Source organism: Paramesorhizobium salinisoli, from assembly GCF_003335045.1.
GTDB classification, from domain to species: Bacteria; Pseudomonadota; Alphaproteobacteria; order Rhizobiales; family Rhizobiaceae; genus Paramesorhizobium; species Paramesorhizobium salinisoli.
Map to the genome: position 1 here is coordinate 21,450 of NZ_QOZG01000010.1, position 16,579 is coordinate 38,028.

Sequence of the window (16,579 nt, forward strand, 5' to 3'; positions counted from 1 at the left end):
TGCGTACTGTGCCAGATCTTCATTCGACGCTGCACGGTTCGAATGAGGCCGTCAGGATACACGCCGGGATATTTGACCTGCAAGCGTTCAAGCAACTCTCGTGACTTCGCCAAGGCTCTGCCTCGAACCATTCCTCAAGCTCGGCAGTGACAGCAAGGAGAGGATCGGGTCTGCGCCGCTCTCGCTTGACCGCCGGCTTGGGGGCGGGCGGTCGGGTTCACTTCCCACCTCGCCACGCAATCCGCAACCCGGACAGAAAGTCTTCGAGCGGCAATGCCTCGCCGTCGGCGGCAGCCGAACCGGATCGAGCGTCAGGTACATCGCCTTGGGGCGAAGGCGCGTATCCTCCGGCGTGCGTGCATCGTCAAGCAGCCGCTGATAGGGCGTGGCGGGACGATGATGATACCGCTTGACCACCCTGGCGTCCAGGCCATCGAGCATCATCACAAGCGCGTCCGGTTCTTCTCGACTGTCGAGCTGGTCAATGCGCTGGAGCAGGAGAAGGCACAGGAAGGTCCGGGCAGATCGCCAACCGGCTCGTTCATTCAGATCTCGTCATCCTCGACGAGCTAGGCTACGTGCCGTTCAGTGCATCAGGCGGCGCGTTGCTCTTCCATCTGCTAAGCAAGCTCTAAGAGCGCACAAGTGTCGTCATCACCACCAACCTGAGCTTCAGCGAATGGGCGAGCGTCTTTGGCGATGCCAAGATGCCCACGGCGCTGCTCGACCGGCTTACCCACCATTGCCACATCCTCGAAACCGGAAACGACAGCTTCCGCTTCAAGAATAGCTCAGCTCACGAACCGAAAACGCGAAGGAGAAAAACAGGAACTTGACCTCTACACCAGACCCGAAACATATCTAAAAGTGGAGTGCCCCCCTCGGGCTGGACCAGCGAGACGCTTCAAACTAAGCCGCCTGCTGGGCGAGTTGGGTTTCAAATTCTGTTGGCGATCTGTAGCCAAGGGCTGAGTGCAGCCGCCTGGCATTGTAGATCTCCTCGATGAACCTGGGCAAGCGTTCGGCCACGTCTGCGAAGGTCTCGTAACCGGCAGTATAGATGTCCTCCACTCAAGGGTCCTCATGAAGCTCTCCGCCTGCGCCTTGGTGTAAAGAAAAAGCCCCGGAGCAGGTGATGCTGTCGGGGCCAAGATTTAGGTTTGGAGTGCTGTCGCGGAGGATTAGATCCCCATGTGGAATGCGACATGAGCCTTCTTGAATGCGATTGGTAGATCAGCGATCAAGAGCGCATCGACGTTCCAGGTTCCCGGCATAACCGCTGTTTCAGGTGTGCTCCACGTGCCATTAGGGGAGATAGCTACGTTCCATTTTTCTTTGATTGTGCCATATTCTTTCAACGTTACGTGGACTGGCTTCCCCGCTGGCCCTGTACCGGTAATGACAAGGCCACCTTCCTGGATGACCAAGTCTTGCGTTAGGTATGTTATCGAAATATCAGACATTTTTCCCCTTTGGAAGCAATTTATTTGTCTATGGAAAACGTATCACAAAACTCTGATGAGGAAATATTGAAGTAAAAAAAGAGTAACTCGAAAATTACTTAGATATCATCTGCATGATATCTTTATTGGGCGACGGCTGCGTCACCTATTTTCAAGGATCATCGCCATCATGAGCGATCTCGAGCTATCGCACCGTTCTTGCTGGTCAAGATCGAGCCGATAGCTCTTTCGAGGTAAACCATGATGGGAAGAAAATCAGCCGTTGCCAACGGATATGGTTTTCAGCGAAGCTGTGTCAGACGACTGATTTCACCCGCTCCCAGCCATTTTCAAGATGGGTATCCAACTCGCGAGCCAGTGTTTCGGCATCACGAGCTTCGAGAGCCGCGATGATCCGTTCATGCTCGGCGACGGCGTCCGCCCACCGCTCCGGTCCCTCATGGCCGATGAACCGGATACGTTTAACACGTGATTGCAAAAGGCCGTGCACTTCAGCCAGAGGTGCGTTGTCGGCAAGAGCTACGATACCGGTGTGGATCTGCTGGTTGAGCTTATAATATTCAAGCCGTTCGCCTGCCTTGTAATGGCGCACCATGGAATCGTGCAGCACGCGCAACCGCGCTATGTCCTCGTCGCTCGCCTTGGTGCAGGCGAGACGCGCTGCCAGCATCTCCATCGAGCGGATCACGATCAGCATGTCCTCGACATCCTTTGGCGAAAAGCGCTTGACCACGGCGCCGCGGCTCGGCACCAGTTCGACAAGCCCTTCGCTGGCGAGGAACTTCAAAGCCTCACGCAGCGGCGTCCGCGAAACGCCCAGTTCTTCACCCACCTGGTTTTCATAGATACGCTGACCAGGCTGCAGGTCGCCCTCAATGATCATGTCGCGCAGGCGGTTGACGATTTCGCCATGCAGCGACTGACGCGAAATCGCTGTGACCGTACGCCGCCCAGCCTGTTCGATCACTTCCGAAGCCATCTTTTTCTCCCGCTCGCCTCACCAGCCCTGATCAGCCTGCCGGCCAATCATAATCATTTTCGCATCCGGAACGGCAAAATGATATGGCCTCCATGTATTATTTTTTATACTGTATACAAAATGCTTGCATGTAAGAAATTAGGGCTATAGGTTTCAAATGGTAGAGGAGGAGCTTTCATGGCCACAAGCGAAACGGGTGTCGAGGCACGGGTAAGCCGTCCGGTCCTGGCTCTTGCCATGGGCGATCCCGCTGGCATCAGCCCAGAACTGACCGCACGCATACTCGCCTTGCCCGAGCTTCGCAGCGCCGCGCATTTCGTCGTCATCGGCGACCGCCGGGTTCTAGATGAGGGCGCGGCAATCGCGGGAATATCGCTTGATCTCGATTACCGCGCGCCGGAGGATTTCTCCACCGAGGCGGCCGATCGCCCCATCTTCATCGATCTCTGTCATCTCGATCCCGCAGACGTCACGCGTGGCGAGGCAACGCTGGCCGGCGGCAAGTTCGCGACCGAGAATTTCCGCTTCGCCCTACATCTTGCCGACAAAGGCCGCGTCGATGGCGTCTGCTTCACGCCTTTCAACAAGAAGGCGATGCGCTACGCCTATCCAGGCTATGACGACGAGATCCGTTTTGTTTCCGATGTGCTCTCCTTCAAGGGCAGGATGCGCGAGTTCAACGTGCTCGAGCAGGTCTGGAATGCGCGGGTGACTTCGCATATCCCGCTGTCGGCGGTTTCGGCCCATATCAGCGAGCAAGCCATCTTGGCGGAGGTCGAACTGACCGCCGCATGCCTGCGACTTGCGGGCATCGACCATCCGAGGATTGCGGTCGCGGGGCTCAACCCGCATGCCGGCGATGGCGGCAGCTTTGGCATGGAGGAGATCGAAGTCATCGAGCCTGCTGTGGAGCGGGCTAAAGCGGCGGGATATGCCATCGATGGACCGTTTCCGGCCGACACCGTATTCCTGCGCGCGCTGAAGGAAGGTTTTCACGCTGTGTTGACGATGTATCACGATCAAGGTCAGATCGCGATGAAGATGATGGGCTTCGACAAGGGCGTGACGATGATGGGGGGCTTGCCCTTCCCGCTCTGCACCCCCGCCCATGGCACGGCTTATGACATCGCCGGTTGTGGCATCGCTGATGTGGGCGCATCGCGCGAAGCCGTCCTCCTGGCTGCCAAGATGGCCAGACGCCAGGCCGCATTAAGAGAGGCGGCCGAATAACCGATTGACGAAGCAGGACAGTACCGCCGGGTAGGAGCTTGTGGCGGGCGGTCCGATAAATGGGAGGAACGATATGCTAAAACAGATTACCCTGGCGCTGCTTGCCATAACAACCGTCCCGGCATTTGCCTTCGAGCCGACGCGACCCGTCGAGTTCGTCGTGACATCAGGTCCGGGCGGCGGTACCGATAATTTTGCACGCACCGTGCAGTCGATCATCGCCAAGCACAAGCTGATCGATGCGCCCGTGGTCGTCACCAACAAGGGCGGCGGCAGCGGAGCGGAGGGCTTCGTTTACGCCGCTGGCTACAAGGGCGATCCCTACAAGCTGACATTCGGCACGAACAATGAATATCTCCTGCCGAGCGTCGCGGCTGTTCCCTACGCGCCGGAAGATCTCACACCCGTCGCCACGCTTGCCCTCGACGAATTCCTGATCTGGGTGAACGGTCAATCCAAGTTCGGCGACGTCAAATCTTTTGTGGAGGCGGCGAAGGCCAAGCCGAAGGCGATCCAGTTCGGCGGCAGTCAGTCGAAGGATACGGACCAGATCCTCGTCTCGACCATCGCCGAGGTAACGGGAGCTGAGTTCCGCTATATCCCGTTCAAGGGCGGCGGTGAGGCGGGCGTGCAACTCGCCGGCGGCCATATCGACGCCAATGTAAACAATCCGAACGAAAACCGCGGTCAGTGGCAGGCCGGCATGGTGAAGCCGCTCTGCGTTTTCCGGCCGGACCGCTTTCCGCAGAGCGCGCCTGTGCATGACGGCAAAGGATGGCACGATATTCCGACCTGTGCCGAAGCGGGTCTGGCGATCGACAGCTATCGCATGCCGCGCACGGTCTGGCTGCCGGCCGGCGTCGAGGAGGACGTCGTCGTCTTCTATCGTGACGTGCTGAAGAAGGTTTCCGAAACGCCGGAATGGGCGGATTATGTTGCGAAGACGTCGCAGACCTCGCAATTCATGACGGGCGACGAATTCACGGCCTATCAGGCCAAAGACCGGGAAACCGTTCTCAAGGTGCTTAAACGCGAAGGCTGGCTGGTCAAGTAAGCCCATCCAGGGAACGCCCCACGGGGCGCTCCCCATCCTTGCAGGCGTGGGAGGCGAGCATGGCTGAACTCGAGAAACAATTCCTGTCGCGTAAGACAATGGAAATGGTCACGGCGCTTTTGACCGCCGGCGCCGGTCTCGCCATCTGCTATGGTTCGTGGCGAAGCGGCATCGGTTGGAGCGAGATGGGGCCGGAGGCGGGTTATTTTCCTTTTTACGTCGGCGTTCTGATCATCCTCGGCAGTCTGGTGACGCTGCTGCGCAGCCTGTTCTTTTATCGGCATGAGGGTGAGGTCTTTCTCACAATGGAGAAGGCCCGGTCGGTTCTGGGGTTCTTTCTGCCGCTCGTCGCCTTCATGGTCATCTCGCTGCTGCTTGGCCTCTATGTGGGCACGGCTCTCTACATCTGCGGCGCCATGATGTGGCAGGGGGGCTACCGCTGGTGGATCGCCGCCCTGGCGGCACTGGCGGTCACCGGCCTCTTCTACCTCGTGTTCGAGATCGGCTTTCAGGTTCCGCTGCTGAAAGGACCGATCGAGGGTTGGCTCGGCATCTATTGATCAGACGTCGGCGCTTGGGAGGAACATGCAATGGGCAATTTCGGCTATCTGATGGACGGTTTCGCCACCGTCCTCACCGCGCATCACCTCATGATCATGATGATCGGGGTCATGCTGGGCATCCTGGTCGGCGTGCTGCCTGGTCTCGGGGCACCGAACGGTGTTTCGCTTCTCCTGCCGCTCACCTTCACGATGGAACCTATCTCCGCCATCATTCTTCTGTCCTGCATGTATTGGGGGGCGCTCTTCGGCGGATCGACCACCTCGATCCTCTTCAACATTCCCGGTGAGCCTTCTTCGGTCGCGACGACATTCGACGGCTATCCGATGGCCAAGAACGGCCAGGCCACGCGGGCGCTGACGCTTGCCTTCATGTCAGCCGGCATCGGGGCGCTCGCAGGCGTCGTCATGATCACGCTGCTTTCAGGTTGGGTGGCGCGGTTTGCGCTGCAGTTCTCCTCGCCTGAATTCTTCGCGGTCTATTTCCTCGCCTTCGGCAGTTTCATCGGCATGAGCGACAACGCGCCTGCCAAGACGCTGGTTACGATGATGCTGGGCTTCGCCTTCGCCACGGTCGGCATGGACACGATCTCGGGGAGCTTGCGTCTTACATTCGGCATTCCCGATCTGATCAAGGGCATTTCCTTCCTCGTTGCCGTCATGGGCCTCTTCGGAATTGGCGAATTGCTGCTGACGACGGAGGAGGGACTGCGCTTTGACGGCATCAAGGCGCGCGTCAGACCCATCGACGTGCTGAAGACATTGAAGGAGATGCCGCGCTATGGCTGGGCGATCCTCCGATCGACGCTTATCGGCATCTGGATGGGCATCACGCCCGCCGGCCCGACCGCCGCATCCTTCATGAGCTATGGCCTCGCCCGACGGTTTGCCAAGGATAAATCGAAGTTCGGCAAGGGCGATCCGCGCGGCATCGTCTCGCCCGAGACGGCAGACCATTCAGCCGGCACATCGGCGCTGTTGCCGATGCTGGCCCTCGGCGTTCCCGGTTCGGCGACCGCCGCAGTGATGATGGGCGGGCTGATGATCTGGGGACTGACGCCGGGGCCCATGCTTTTCATCGACAGGCCGGACTTCGTCTGGGGGCTCATCGCGTCGATGTATCTTGGCAATGTCGTCGCGGTGCTTCTGGTGCTCGCCACCGTTCCGCTCTACGCCTCGATCCTGCGGGTGCCATTTTCGATCGTCGGACCGGTGATCGTCGCAATCATCTTTTCCGGTGCCTATCAGGTGGCCAATTCGACGTTCGACATGTGGTTGGTGCTCGGCTTCGGCATACTCGGTTATCTCTTCAAGACGCTGGATTATCCGATCGCTCCGCTGGTCCTCGCCATGGTTCTCGGCGACAAGGCCGAAGATGCGTTTCGCCAGTCGATGCTGATGTCGAATGGATCGCTGACCATTTTCTGGTCGAACCCGCTCGTCTCAGGAATCATGGCGCTTGGGGTCTTGATGCTTATCTGGCCGCTGATCGCCAAGGCTGCCGGCCTGCGTGGTTTGCGCCGCCATACGGCCGGGCATCAGGCCAAGGTCTGACGTCTGCACTGTCTTCCGTCTTTATTCGAAGGGACCGATTCCATGAACTTCCACGACTATTATGCCGGCGCGAGCCGGCCTATCGAGGCGTGCATTGTCGGCACCGGCGGATTCGGCCGCAGCTTCCTGGCGCAAGGATTGCGCGTTCCCCTGATGAATGTACGCATCGCGGTCGACATTGACAGTGCTACGGCGGCGGCGGCCCTGAAAACCTTGGGGGCCGAGACCATTGTCGAGTGCCAAAGTCAGGAGGAGGCGGAGCGTGCCTGGGCCGAAGGCGCCATCATTGCCGCCGGTTCTCTCGCCCATGTCGTCGACCTGCCGTTCGATGTGCTGGTTGAGGCGACGGGCCATCCGGAAGCCGGCGCCCGCCATGCCGAACTCGCAATAGAGGCAGGCAAGCATGTCGCCCTTGTTTCCAAAGAAGTGGACAGCGTCGTCGGACCGGGGCTCGCCATGCTGGCCGCCAAGAAGGGAAAGGTGGTCACGCCTGTCGATGGAGATCAGCCGAGCCTGTTGATCGGCCTCGTTACCTGGGCTGAAGTTCTCGGTTTCGAGATCATTTGCGCCGGCAAGTCGAGCGAATATGATTTCGTCTTTGATCCGGCGAGCGGAACACTGACGAGCAATGGCGTCGTCATCGACGCCGCCGGTTTCGCTTCCCATCTCGATCTTGGCGAGCGTGACGTTGGGGAGCTCGTCGCGGCTCGGGCGACAGTGGCTATGAAGCTGCCGCAACGCGCGGTGCCTGATCTCTGCGAACTCGCCGTCGCGGCCCATTCTCTCGATCTTGCCCCTGACCGACCGGAGCTTCATTGTCCCATCGCAAGGATAGCGGAGGTGCCGACCTTGTTTTCGACGCGGGAGGATGGCGGGCTGCTTCAAGGCGAGCGGCGGATGGATGTCTTCCATTGCCTGCGTCTTCCCGGCGAGGTCAGCTTTGCAGGGGGTGTCTTCGTCGTTATTCGCTGCCGCGATGCGGCAAGCTGGGCGTTGCTCGCTGACAAAGGGCACATCGTCAGCCGCAGCGGCACGACGGCCATGGTCTATCTGCCACGTCATCTCCTGGGTCTGGAAGCGGCTACAAGTGTGCTCGAAGCGGGGCTCAAGGGTATCTCAAGCGGATCATCGCGTCCCCGTCCGCGCTTCGATCTCGTTGCCATTGCCGATGCCGATCTTGCTGCCGGGACATGGTTGACGGCCATCGGCCATCATCATGCTATCGAGAATGTCTCGTCGGCGCTCATTCCAGGAGCGCCGCTGGATGCGGAGCGGCCGGCGCCATTTTATCTCGTCGCCAACCGGCGGCTGATCCGCACCGTGAAAGCCGGCAGCGCGATCCGTTTGGGCGATATTGCGACAGAGGCTTCGCGCCTCCTCGATTTGCGTCGGCGCCAGGATACGCTCTTCTTCGGGCCCGCGCATGAAACCCCGCAGAGTTCGCTCCAAAGAGATGAAGCCCGTATCCAACTTTCCGCATTAAAATCATGGTAACAACTTTGTCGGAGATTGCTGCGGTGTCTTCATGAGCCTAGCGGTATCTTGAAGATGAACCTTGTTTCGTCCTGGTCGGACCCCACTTCGATGTGCCCCTCATGGCTGCGGGCAATTTCCGACGCGATGTATAGTCCAAGCCCAAGCGGTTTCCTGAGGAAACTCCAGCACGAAAGAAAGGCTGAAACAGACGATCGTGCACATCCTTGGGTATGGGCTGTCCGTGATTTCCGACCGAAATGGTCAGTTCGCCGCGGGAGATCGTCTGAGCGCTGCTGCTGAAGCAAGAGGATTATAGAGTTCCGGTCGCAGCTGCGGCGTAAGCCAAGGCGGGCTAGAGGCCGTCGGAGACGGAGTCGGTCGAGGGAAGGTATGGCGCAACAGTCGGTGAGACGGGGCCGGAAAACCATGGCTTCCCACTGTGCCAAGAGCACGCTGTGGGTGATGTGGATCCGGCCCGCGAACTCCCATACGGGCCCGCAGCCTCTGGCTGCATCAGAGGCCGGACAGATGGCAGCATCCGACCACGTGCTAAACTTCAAAAAACCGCTTGCGTCTCACGGGGCGTCCACAGATGGGAAGCGGAATGCCAGCTTTTGGTTTGATGGAAGCATACGCTCATCCAAGGTAATGGCCTTCAGCTTTGCGCGCCTATAAGTCATTCCGGTGATCCCGTTCATCCATAGAAAACGGACATCGGTGGCTTACCGCTGGTCTCGGATGCTATTTTTGGTGCAGCCCACAGCACTGAACTTTGCCTGCACATCGTCAGCCTCCCATGTCTTGATCTCGGACCATAGGGTCGCATTCAGACCGTTAGTCTTGTCGCTTTTGCGTCACCTTTCACTGGAGGGTGGAGGTTTTTTGCAGCAATTCAAGTGTTGAGGGCTGGCACAGAGGGAGGGAACTATGTCTGACATTCAAGGAGAACTCGTCCAAGGAGAACTCGCCGCAACTGGTTTGACGGATCATGGGCTTGAAGCTGGGCAGGATAACGTCCGCATATTTGGACTCGACGTTCACAATCCGGTCTTCTTCGTTTCAGCCGTGACGATCGTGGCCTTTGTCATGGTCACCTTGATCTTTAGGGAATCGGTGGGTCCAGCGCTGGAAAGCCTGCGAATATGGCTGACCTCCACCTTCGATTGGCTATTCATGATAGCGGCCAATATGTTCGTGCTATTCTGCCTCGTGGTCGTCGTCTCGCCGCTTGGAAAAGTGCGCATTGGCGGATTGGAGGCAACCCCTGACTACTCCTATACTGGTTGGTTTTCTATGCTTTTTGCCGCAGGTATGGGCATTGGGTTGATGTTTTTCGGCGTGCTCGAGCCAATGTACCACTTCAACAATCCACCGCTTGGCATCGCACCCCCGATCGTTAACGGCGTATTGGTCGCAGGCGCTGCCGATCAAGCCCGCGAGATCGGAATGGCGGCGACCATTTTTCATTGGGGTCTGCACCCTTGGGCCATATACGCAGTGGTCGCTCTTTCGCTGGCGCTGGCCACCTATAACAGGGGCATGCCCTTCTCTATCCGCTCCGCGTTTTATCCAATCTTTGGCGAGCGCATCCGCGGCTGGACCGGCCATGTGATCGACATCATGGCAGTCTTTGCGACGCTGTTCGGTCTAGCCACGTCGCTTGGCTTCGGCGCTTCGCAAGCACTAGCCGGGCTGAATGAGTTGTACGGCGTACCCAACACCGACACGATGAAGGTGCTCCTGATCATGGGCATCACGGCCATCGCCCTTGGCTCGGTCGTCGCAGGTCTGGATACCGGCGTGAAACGACTGTCGGAACTTAACATGGTTCTGGCGGTGCTGTTGCTGCTGTTCGTCATCGTGCTAGGGCCTACGCTCGCCATCGTCACCGGCTTCTTCACCAACACTGTCGACTACGTCAAGAACCTCCCAGCACTCTCCAATTGGATCGGTCGCAGTGACGGTGCGTTCGTCCACGGCTGGACGACCTTCTACTGGGCGTGGTGGATTTCCTGGTCGCCGTTCGTCGGTATGTTCATCGCGCGTGTGTCACGCGGGCGTACGGTGCGGGAGTTCCTCGTCTGCGTGCTGATCATCCCGACGCTGATGTCGATTCTGTGGATGACGACGTTCGGTGGCACCGCCATGAATCAGTTCTTGGCCGAAGGCTATACGGGAGTGCAACAGACCGTGGTCGACTATGTGCCGGAGCTGTCCCTGTTTGCTATGCTGGCCGACCTGCCGCTCGCACCTGTGACGTCATTCATCGGAATCGTGCTGGTGATCGTATTCTTCGTCACGTCGTCAGACTCCGGTTCGCTGGTTATCGACTCGATTACAGCTGGCGGCAAGGTTGACGCTCCGGTTGCGCAGCGCATTTTCTGGGCAGTCTTCGAAGGCCTCGTCGCGATCGTGCTGTTGCTCGGTGGCGGTCTTGCGGCACTTCAGGCCGGCGCAATCGCGACCGGCTTTCCGTTCGCGATCCTGCTTTTGCTGATGATGTACGCCACTTGGAAAGTACTGTGCACGGAGCCTCGTTGAGCGCGAAGCAACACTGGTGAGCCATCTTCAAGATGGCTCACTTTCACCCTGCATTGGAGGCTCGAACAAAGATACACGGGAAATGTCCGACTGAGGATGGATGGCATTCCGGCTGCTTTCGGGCGGCGATCCGACGATTCCGGCGCCAGCGTTGCGGCCGCTGCGTCTTGGCTTGTTCATTCAGCTGGAGCGCAACGGCAGCTACGCGCGCCCATGTCAGCCGTTCAGACCAATGTTAGCAGCCTGAAAGCCGACCTTCCCGAGTTCCACTGATCGACATTGTTGCGCCTAGTGCAGGAGTTAGGCCTCACCTGCTGGAAAAATGGAATAAACACTCGTCATCTCCGTCTTTCCGCAGCATCCAGCGCAAGATCAACGACGCGCCTGAATACATTGTCCTCGGCCAGGACCGGATTGTAACGGCGGGCGGCGAAGACTCCAAGCAGCGCCAGGTAGACGCCCTTGGAGAGCAGTTCGGCATCTGCTGCATCGGCGCCCATAAGCGAAAGCTCGCTCACCAGATAACCGATACGCTGTGCCTCGACGGCACGCACCCTGGCTGCGGCGACAGGGTCGAGCACCGCCCAGGCACTAAACGCGCCCTCGGCGTGCGCCACGTCGACACCGTCATTGTTCGCGCTCAGCACCTCGTCGGCTAGGGCGAGCAAACGTGCTCGCGGTGTCGGCAAGGGCGCTACGGTGATGATCAGTTGGGCCGTAAAGTCCTTCTCCCAAAGGTCCAGCAGGGCGGAAAGCAGGTCTGAGCGATCCGAGAAATGCCAGTAGAAGGAGCCCTTGCTGACATTCAGTCTTTTGGCGAGACGCTCCACCCGAACCGCATCTATGCCGCCTTCGGCGAGCGCTGCAAGGCTAGCCAAAACCCAATCGTCGCGGGTCAGTTCTGGCGTTTTTCTATTCAAATGCCTTCTCCATGAGCCGCGTACTGCGACATCTCGTCAGTCCATACGCCGGCGTCTGGACTTTGGAAAGTCTTCAAGCTACATACGGTGCCGTATGGTTGGCGCGACGATGATCGCCGACGCGGCCTCAAACATCGAGGATCGGAAAGTATGCTCAGGTGGAGCGGAATTGCGATGGTGGCAATCGGCATTTTGCACATGATCGTGCTGGGCATCGACGCCGTACCGGAAATCCCGGGTTGGCTAGGGCTTGGGCTTTGGACTACGGAGCATTGGCAACCGCTCCGTGCTCAGCGCCTGGAGCTCCTGGCGAGCAACGCCGCCTTCTGGTCGACGATCGGCAGTTTTGCGCTACCGCTGATCATGCTTGGCGCCGTGGTGATCTGGCTGGATAAGAGGAAGCTGCCTGTCCCGGCCTTCCTGGGCTGGTCGCTGCTGGGCTGGATTGTTGTCGCCTCGCTGATTATCGAGGTGAGCGGGTTCCCACTCGGCATCCCCATTGCAATCTGTCTCATTCTCGGTGCCAGACAGCAAAAAGGTCTTACCTCGATTGCATGACGTCACGCATGAAACACGGTTCGCCCTGACGGACGTATTGAGCATGGCTCGGCAAGCCGCCGCCATAGGACTGGCTGGGTTTATCGGCAGTGGTGTTGCGGTCATTCATGGCGTTCTGATCCAACGGCTCATGATCACGCCGTACGCGATCGCGCTGGTCCTGATAAGCTTTGGTGTTAGCGCCTGATGCAGCACACGGTCCTTCCCCATTCACGCGGCTGGCGACAAGCGTCCCCGCCCAGGCTGGAAAAATCATGACAAAACCTATTTCAAAGCCCTTTCCGCATCCCGACAGGCTTCTCCCTGGCGCAAATTTCGGGGACGCTTTCTCCTTGACGGTGAAAGGCCTGGAATTGGACGCTCTCGGGGCTGCGCAGCAAGTGTTCGGGCGGGCGCCGGGTTGGATCAAACAGCTGCTGACATTGCGAGATCTGATCGTGAGGCCCTTCGGTTTGACGTCCGGAGGGGAACCGACGGTGAAACCCGATTCGCGCATCGGCATCTTGCCAATCATCGGACAGTCGACCGACCGTGTCGTTCTCGGTCTTGACGACCGGCACCTTGATTTCCGTGTGTTGATCGAGATCACGGAACGCGGTGCTGCCTGGCAGGAGATCTCCGTCTCGACAGCCGTCAAGACCCACAACCCGCTCGGCCGCGTCTATCTCGCGATCGTGAAACCATTTCACCGGATCATCGTCCCGGCAATGCTGATGCAAGTGGTACCGATCAAAGTCCGGCGCACACGGATCGGGTTCGGCCAACTTGAAACCGTGGCGAGCACGACGCCCCATCCCGCGACCGACCGGCGCCTGGCCTTCAAGACGGCTGTACAACAAAGCGAGGAGACACTTCGTGAGGTCATTCGCGAGAACTTGCGTGGCGGCGCCGCCGAGGCCGATCTCTTGGCAGACTTGGAGACGATCCGGAACGAGTTGAGCGAAGAGGTCGAGGATCGAGTGCTCAATGTGATGGATTTGCTGATTGGTTGGTGCGGGCCCCACGCCCGCTTATCGCGCGACGATCCTGAGCGGCCCGACGGTATATCTGGTGGTCGCCGGCATCATCAGTACTGACACCTATGCGGCGCATATCCATTTCCCGTTCTTTCGGGCCGGCTCCTACGGCGTGCACATCATCCAGACGGCGTACCGCTGGTGCAGATTTTCCCGTTTCGCCGCGCTGACGCAGCGGTTGAGCGGGCGGAGACGGAAGAAGAGGCAAGCGAGCGAGAAAAGGGCTACCGGAATACGATCGCTGCCGCCGTCTGGTATCGCAAGTTCGCGCGCGGAGCGCTGAGTACCGACATTCGTGGACGGAAGGACGGTTCTTCCCCGATCCTAACTGGGCGCTTGCTAAAATCTAATCTGCGGCTCCCCAAAATCTCGCCAGGCTCCCACGAGATTCTAGCCGGCTACGGCCACACTGGCGTCGCAAACTGTAACTTCGAGCCCAATTCCCGGATCGGAACAGGGAGTATCTGCCATGAGACAGCTCGGAAGCCCGTCTCCATCCTGGCGCTACCGTCCCTGCCCTGCAAAATACTGCGCCAAGCGAGGATGTTCACAATGATCACGACCGATATTCTTGACCAGCTCCAGCATCGTGCCGCGAAATGGGCCTTCACGACGCGCCGGGTCAACCATGCCGATGTCACCGGCCTCTCGACGGCCTTTGCGGATGCCGTCGCTGGCGACCTGCTGGTGGGCCGCATTGCCGGCATCGGTCAGCACAAGAACATCCAGCTCGCGAGCGGTAGGGGGTCGGAGAACTATATCGATGATCTGGTGGTGATGTGCGTCGGCGACCGCTATGCCTCGGACCAGTTCGAGGGCCATGCGATCATCGACGCCGACGGCTGCGACATGATCGCGGGTGGCGGCATCGTCGGTCGCATGGTGCGCGCCCATGAAACGATGAACAAGCCGACGCGCATCTCCCCGATCGGCCTTTTGACAAACGCTGCGGACGAGGTCATCAACATCGCCGCCTATGGCCTTCCCTGCCGCGCCATGCCCCGGAACATAGACATTCTGGCCGTCTTTGGCACGTCGATGAACGCGGGCAAGACGACCGCGGCGGCGAGCCTGGCGCACGGCCTGCGGCGCGCCGGCTATGCCGTCGCGGGCATCAAGACCACTGGCACGGGCGCCTTTGGCGATTTCAATGCTTTTGGCGACGCCGGCGTCCCCGTCACCGATTTTGTCGATGCGGGTATGCCAACCACCTATCGAATGCCGCTGAACCGCATCACGCGCGGCTTTCACACCCTTGTCGCCCACGCAGCGGAGGCGGGTGCAAAGATCATGGTGGTCGAGTTCGCGGATGGGGTCTTTCAATCCGAGGTCCGGGCTCTATTGGCCGATCCCGACGTGCACAATCACTTTGCCGGCATTTTGTTTGCAGCCGGAGATTCCGCCGGCGCGGTGGGGGGCGTGTCGGTCCTACGGGCCATGGGGTTCGAGCCCTTCGCCCTATCCGGCCTCATCACCCGCGCGCCGCTGGCGGCAGCCGAGGCCTCAGAGGCCCTCAGCGTGCCGGTGCTCGCGCGTAATCAATTGCGCGATCCGCAGCAGATCATCCCGCTTCTCAGGCCCATGCTGGGCTTGCCGAGCCGGAGCGGACATACAGTTCCGATCGCGGCAGAATGACCGCTATCCCGCCTATCCTGTCAAGATCGCGCGGCGCACTGTTCACGACCGTTTGCGGGGCCGGGTTGGCCGAGGCGGCGGCGATGGGCCTTGCCGCCTTCGCCACGCGGGAACTGTTTGCTGCGCTGCATGACGGGCGCACGCTGCCCCTGCATGCGCTGATGATGCTGGGCGGCGCGGGAGCCGGCGTCGCGTTGGCGCGGTTCACCAATCGAATTGCGGCCGAGAGCCTCGGGCAGCGGTTCGCCACAGCGGTTCGCCACACTCTCTATGCCAAGATTGCTGCCCTGCCACAGGCTGACCTTGCGCGGCGTCGGCGCGGGGCCTGGGCGCTGCGATTTGTCGGCGATCTGACGATCTTGCGCAACTGGGCAGGTAACGGATTACCGCAGGCGGCGACCGCCGCCATCGTCCTGCCCTGCGCCGCACTGGCACTGTGGCTGTTAAACCCCCGGCTTGCTCTGGCGGGTATGGCTCCGATACTCGCTGCGTTGCTATCAATGGCCGCACTGACGGTGATCTTCGACCCTATCCAGCGTGGCCTCCGGTCTGGCCGCGCCGCCATTGCGACACGCATGATCGAACGTCTCGCCTACGCGCCGCAACTCGACCTGATGGGCCGCACCCAGCAGGAACTGCGTCGGCTGGACGAAAGGGGGCAGCGCCTGCGCAAATCAGCCGTGCGCCGCACAGCTGCCTACGCCGGACTGCGCATGATTCCCGATCTCGGCGCAGTCGCAGGAGGCGTCCTCGTTCTGTGGATCGCCGCACGAAGCGGCGCCTCGGGTGCCGAAGCGGCGGCGGCGTTGGCCGTCCTTGGCATGATCGCCTCGCCCTTGCGGGCGCTGGCCTTTACCTGGGACCGTTACAGCGGCTGGCGGGTCGCGCGAGAGAAGCTGCAGGCGGTTTTTGACTTGCCCGATGCCGGTAGGACCGTTGAGCGCTTCACCCGCGATGCGGCAAGTCTGACCGTGCCGGACGGGCGGCCGGTGCCGGCGGGCGCAGTGCTAGGGCTGACGGGGGCTGACGCGCGAGCCAAGACCGAATGGCTCACGCGACTGGCGGGGCTGGAGAACCGGCGACCGCCTGTGTCGCCCGGCGTCCGTTTCCGGACCGCCCTCATCGAACCAGGCGCACCAATCCTTCAAGGCTCGCTGCGGCGGAACCTGACGCTGGGGGTTCGGCCGAGACCTTCCGATGAGGCGATCACAAACGTCGCCCGCCGCCTCGGTCTGGCCCCCCTGATGCAACGTCTAACGCTTGACGGGCGGGTCGCAGAAGGTGGGCGCGGTCTCGGACGGGACGAGCTCGCGCGTCTGCTGATGGCGCGCGCGGCGCTGACACGTCCCGCGCTACTGCTGATCGACATGCCGGAGATCTTTGCCGATGCGGGCCTGATGGCGGCCATGCGTAACCTGATCGCCAATCTCCACGCCACGACGGTCGTGTCCATCCCCGCGGGCGCCCCGCGGTGCATCGCCGATCTGACAGTGGATGCAGCAGCCCTCCTCGACGATGCGGGCTGTGAAGCGGATATTTCGTAAGCGCTTAGCTGATGGCGTCAGGCCTGAAATCCAGGCCATGAGCGCCTCC

General features: G+C 60.2%; 15 protein-coding genes and 1 pseudogene. 11 read left to right on the forward strand and 5 right to left on the reverse strand.

Annotation, left to right across the window (positions count from 1 at the left end):
- Positions 1 to 375: 375 nt before the first annotated feature.
- Positions 376 to 836: pseudogene (locus tag DUT91_RS20180) on the forward strand (ATP-binding protein); the annotation flags it as partial.
- Positions 837 to 909: 73 nt separating this feature from the next.
- Here the strand turns inward: DUT91_RS20180 and DUT91_RS25570 are convergent.
- The 3 genes from DUT91_RS25570 to DUT91_RS20190 form a co-directional block, all read right to left on the reverse strand.
- Entirely contained in the window at positions 910 to 1,071 is a 162-nt protein-coding gene (locus DUT91_RS25570) for an IS3 family transposase (RefSeq protein ID WP_147272220.1), read from the reverse strand.
- Positions 1,072 to 1,181: 110 nt separating this feature from the next.
- Positions 1,182 to 1,463, reverse strand: coding sequence for a hypothetical protein (locus DUT91_RS20185; RefSeq protein ID WP_114442300.1), 282 nt, complete (start codon positions 1,461 to 1,463; stop codon positions 1,182 to 1,184).
- 295 nt (positions 1,464 to 1,758) lie between these two features.
- The gene (locus tag DUT91_RS20190) at positions 1,759 to 2,442 is read right to left on the reverse strand and encodes a GntR family transcriptional regulator (RefSeq protein WP_114442301.1); all 684 of its coding nucleotides are present in this window, start codon (positions 2,440 to 2,442) and stop codon (positions 1,759 to 1,761) included.
- A gap of 177 nt (positions 2,443 to 2,619) precedes the next feature.
- Between DUT91_RS20190 and DUT91_RS20195 the strand changes: the two genes are divergently transcribed.
- The 5 genes from DUT91_RS20195 to DUT91_RS20215 all read left to right on the forward strand — a co-directional run bounded on the left by DUT91_RS20195 (position 2,620) and on the right by DUT91_RS20215 (position 8,334).
- Positions 2,620 to 3,672 (forward strand): 4-hydroxythreonine-4-phosphate dehydrogenase PdxA, encoded by a 1,053-nt coding sequence (locus DUT91_RS20195; protein ID WP_114442302.1) that lies wholly within the window; start codon positions 2,620 to 2,622, stop codon positions 3,670 to 3,672.
- A gap of 73 nt (positions 3,673 to 3,745) precedes the next feature.
- Positions 3,746 to 4,726, forward strand: a complete 981-nt coding sequence (locus tag DUT91_RS20200) for a Bug family tripartite tricarboxylate transporter substrate binding protein (RefSeq protein ID WP_114442303.1) — start codon at positions 3,746 to 3,748, stop codon at positions 4,724 to 4,726.
- 59 nt (positions 4,727 to 4,785) lie between these two features.
- Positions 4,786 to 5,286 carry a tripartite tricarboxylate transporter TctB family protein gene (locus DUT91_RS20205; RefSeq protein WP_114442304.1) on the forward strand — a complete coding sequence of 167 codons (501 nt, stop codon included), beginning with the start codon at positions 4,786 to 4,788 and terminating at the stop codon, positions 5,284 to 5,286.
- A gap of 30 nt (positions 5,287 to 5,316) precedes the next feature.
- The gene (locus DUT91_RS20210) at positions 5,317 to 6,840 is read left to right on the forward strand and encodes a tripartite tricarboxylate transporter permease (RefSeq protein ID WP_114442305.1); all 1,524 of its coding nucleotides are present in this window, start codon (positions 5,317 to 5,319) and stop codon (positions 6,838 to 6,840) included.
- Positions 6,841 to 6,882: 42 nt separating this feature from the next.
- The gene (locus tag DUT91_RS20215) at positions 6,883 to 8,334 is read left to right on the forward strand and encodes an NAD(P)H-dependent oxidoreductase (protein ID WP_245419836.1); all 1,452 of its coding nucleotides are present in this window, start codon (positions 6,883 to 6,885) and stop codon (positions 8,332 to 8,334) included.
- Positions 8,335 to 8,371: 37 nt separating this feature from the next.
- On the opposite strand, the gene DUT91_RS27530 is transcribed toward DUT91_RS20215, so the two are convergent.
- Entirely contained in the window at positions 8,372 to 8,596 is a 225-nt protein-coding gene (locus tag DUT91_RS27530) for a HAMP domain-containing histidine kinase (RefSeq protein WP_114442306.1), read from the reverse strand.
- A 647-nt stretch (positions 8,597 to 9,243) separates the two neighbouring features.
- Here DUT91_RS27530 and DUT91_RS20230 point away from each other — a divergent pair.
- Entirely contained in the window at positions 9,244 to 10,857 is a 1,614-nt protein-coding gene (locus DUT91_RS20230; RefSeq protein ID WP_114442308.1) for a BCCT family transporter, read from the forward strand.
- Between the two features lie 338 nt (positions 10,858 to 11,195).
- Here the strand turns inward: DUT91_RS20230 and DUT91_RS20235 are convergent, their stop codons facing one another.
- Entirely contained in the window at positions 11,196 to 11,777 is a 582-nt protein-coding gene (locus DUT91_RS20235; protein ID WP_114442309.1) for a TetR/AcrR family transcriptional regulator, read from the reverse strand.
- 150 nt (positions 11,778 to 11,927) lie between these two features.
- Here DUT91_RS20235 and DUT91_RS20240 point away from each other — a divergent pair, with 150 nt between their 5' ends.
- From DUT91_RS20240 to DUT91_RS20260, 4 genes are all read left to right on the forward strand, one after another.
- Positions 11,928 to 12,335, forward strand: a complete 408-nt coding sequence (locus DUT91_RS20240) for a DUF6463 family protein (RefSeq protein ID WP_200835029.1) — start codon at positions 11,928 to 11,930, stop codon at positions 12,333 to 12,335.
- A 254-nt stretch (positions 12,336 to 12,589) separates the two neighbouring features.
- The gene (locus tag DUT91_RS20250) at positions 12,590 to 13,411 is read left to right on the forward strand and encodes a DUF2867 domain-containing protein (protein WP_114442311.1); all 822 of its coding nucleotides are present in this window, start codon (positions 12,590 to 12,592) and stop codon (positions 13,409 to 13,411) included.
- A 492-nt stretch (positions 13,412 to 13,903) separates the two neighbouring features.
- Positions 13,904 to 14,986, forward strand: coding sequence for a P-loop NTPase family protein (locus DUT91_RS25860; RefSeq protein WP_160113681.1), 1,083 nt, complete (start codon positions 13,904 to 13,906; stop codon positions 14,984 to 14,986).
- Complete coding sequence (locus tag DUT91_RS20260) at positions 14,983 to 16,530, forward strand: ABC transporter transmembrane domain-containing protein (protein ID WP_114442312.1); 1,548 nt, start codon at positions 14,983 to 14,985, stop codon at positions 16,528 to 16,530. The genes DUT91_RS25860 and DUT91_RS20260 overlap by 4 nt, the downstream gene beginning before the upstream one ends.
- The last annotated feature ends 49 nt before the right edge of the window (positions 16,531 to 16,579 follow it).

Coding starts and splice junctions, on each gene's coding strand:
- DUT91_RS20185 (WP_114442300.1), bottom strand. CDS start 1,463: ATGTCTGATATTTCGATAACATACCTAACGCAAGACTTGGTCATCCAG.
- DUT91_RS20190 (WP_114442301.1), bottom strand. CDS start 2,442: ATGGCTTCGGAAGTGATCGAACAGGCTGGGCGGCGTACGGTCACAGCG.
- DUT91_RS20195 (WP_114442302.1), top strand. CDS start 2,620: ATGGCCACAAGCGAAACGGGTGTCGAGGCACGGGTAAGCCGTCCGGTC.
- DUT91_RS20200 (WP_114442303.1), top strand. CDS start 3,746: ATGCTAAAACAGATTACCCTGGCGCTGCTTGCCATAACAACCGTCCCG.
- DUT91_RS20205 (WP_114442304.1), top strand. CDS start 4,786: ATGGCTGAACTCGAGAAACAATTCCTGTCGCGTAAGACAATGGAAATG.
- DUT91_RS20210 (WP_114442305.1), top strand. CDS start 5,317: ATGGGCAATTTCGGCTATCTGATGGACGGTTTCGCCACCGTCCTCACC.
- DUT91_RS20215 (WP_245419836.1), top strand. CDS start 6,883: ATGAACTTCCACGACTATTATGCCGGCGCGAGCCGGCCTATCGAGGCG.
- DUT91_RS20230 (WP_114442308.1), top strand. CDS start 9,244: ATGTCTGACATTCAAGGAGAACTCGTCCAAGGAGAACTCGCCGCAACT.
- DUT91_RS20240 (WP_200835029.1), top strand. CDS start 11,928: ATGCTCAGGTGGAGCGGAATTGCGATGGTGGCAATCGGCATTTTGCAC.
- DUT91_RS20250 (WP_114442311.1), top strand. CDS start 12,590: ATGACAAAACCTATTTCAAAGCCCTTTCCGCATCCCGACAGGCTTCTC.
- DUT91_RS25860 (WP_160113681.1), top strand. CDS start 13,904: ATGATCACGACCGATATTCTTGACCAGCTCCAGCATCGTGCCGCGAAA.
- DUT91_RS20260 (WP_114442312.1), top strand. CDS start 14,983: ATGACCGCTATCCCGCCTATCCTGTCAAGATCGCGCGGCGCACTGTTC.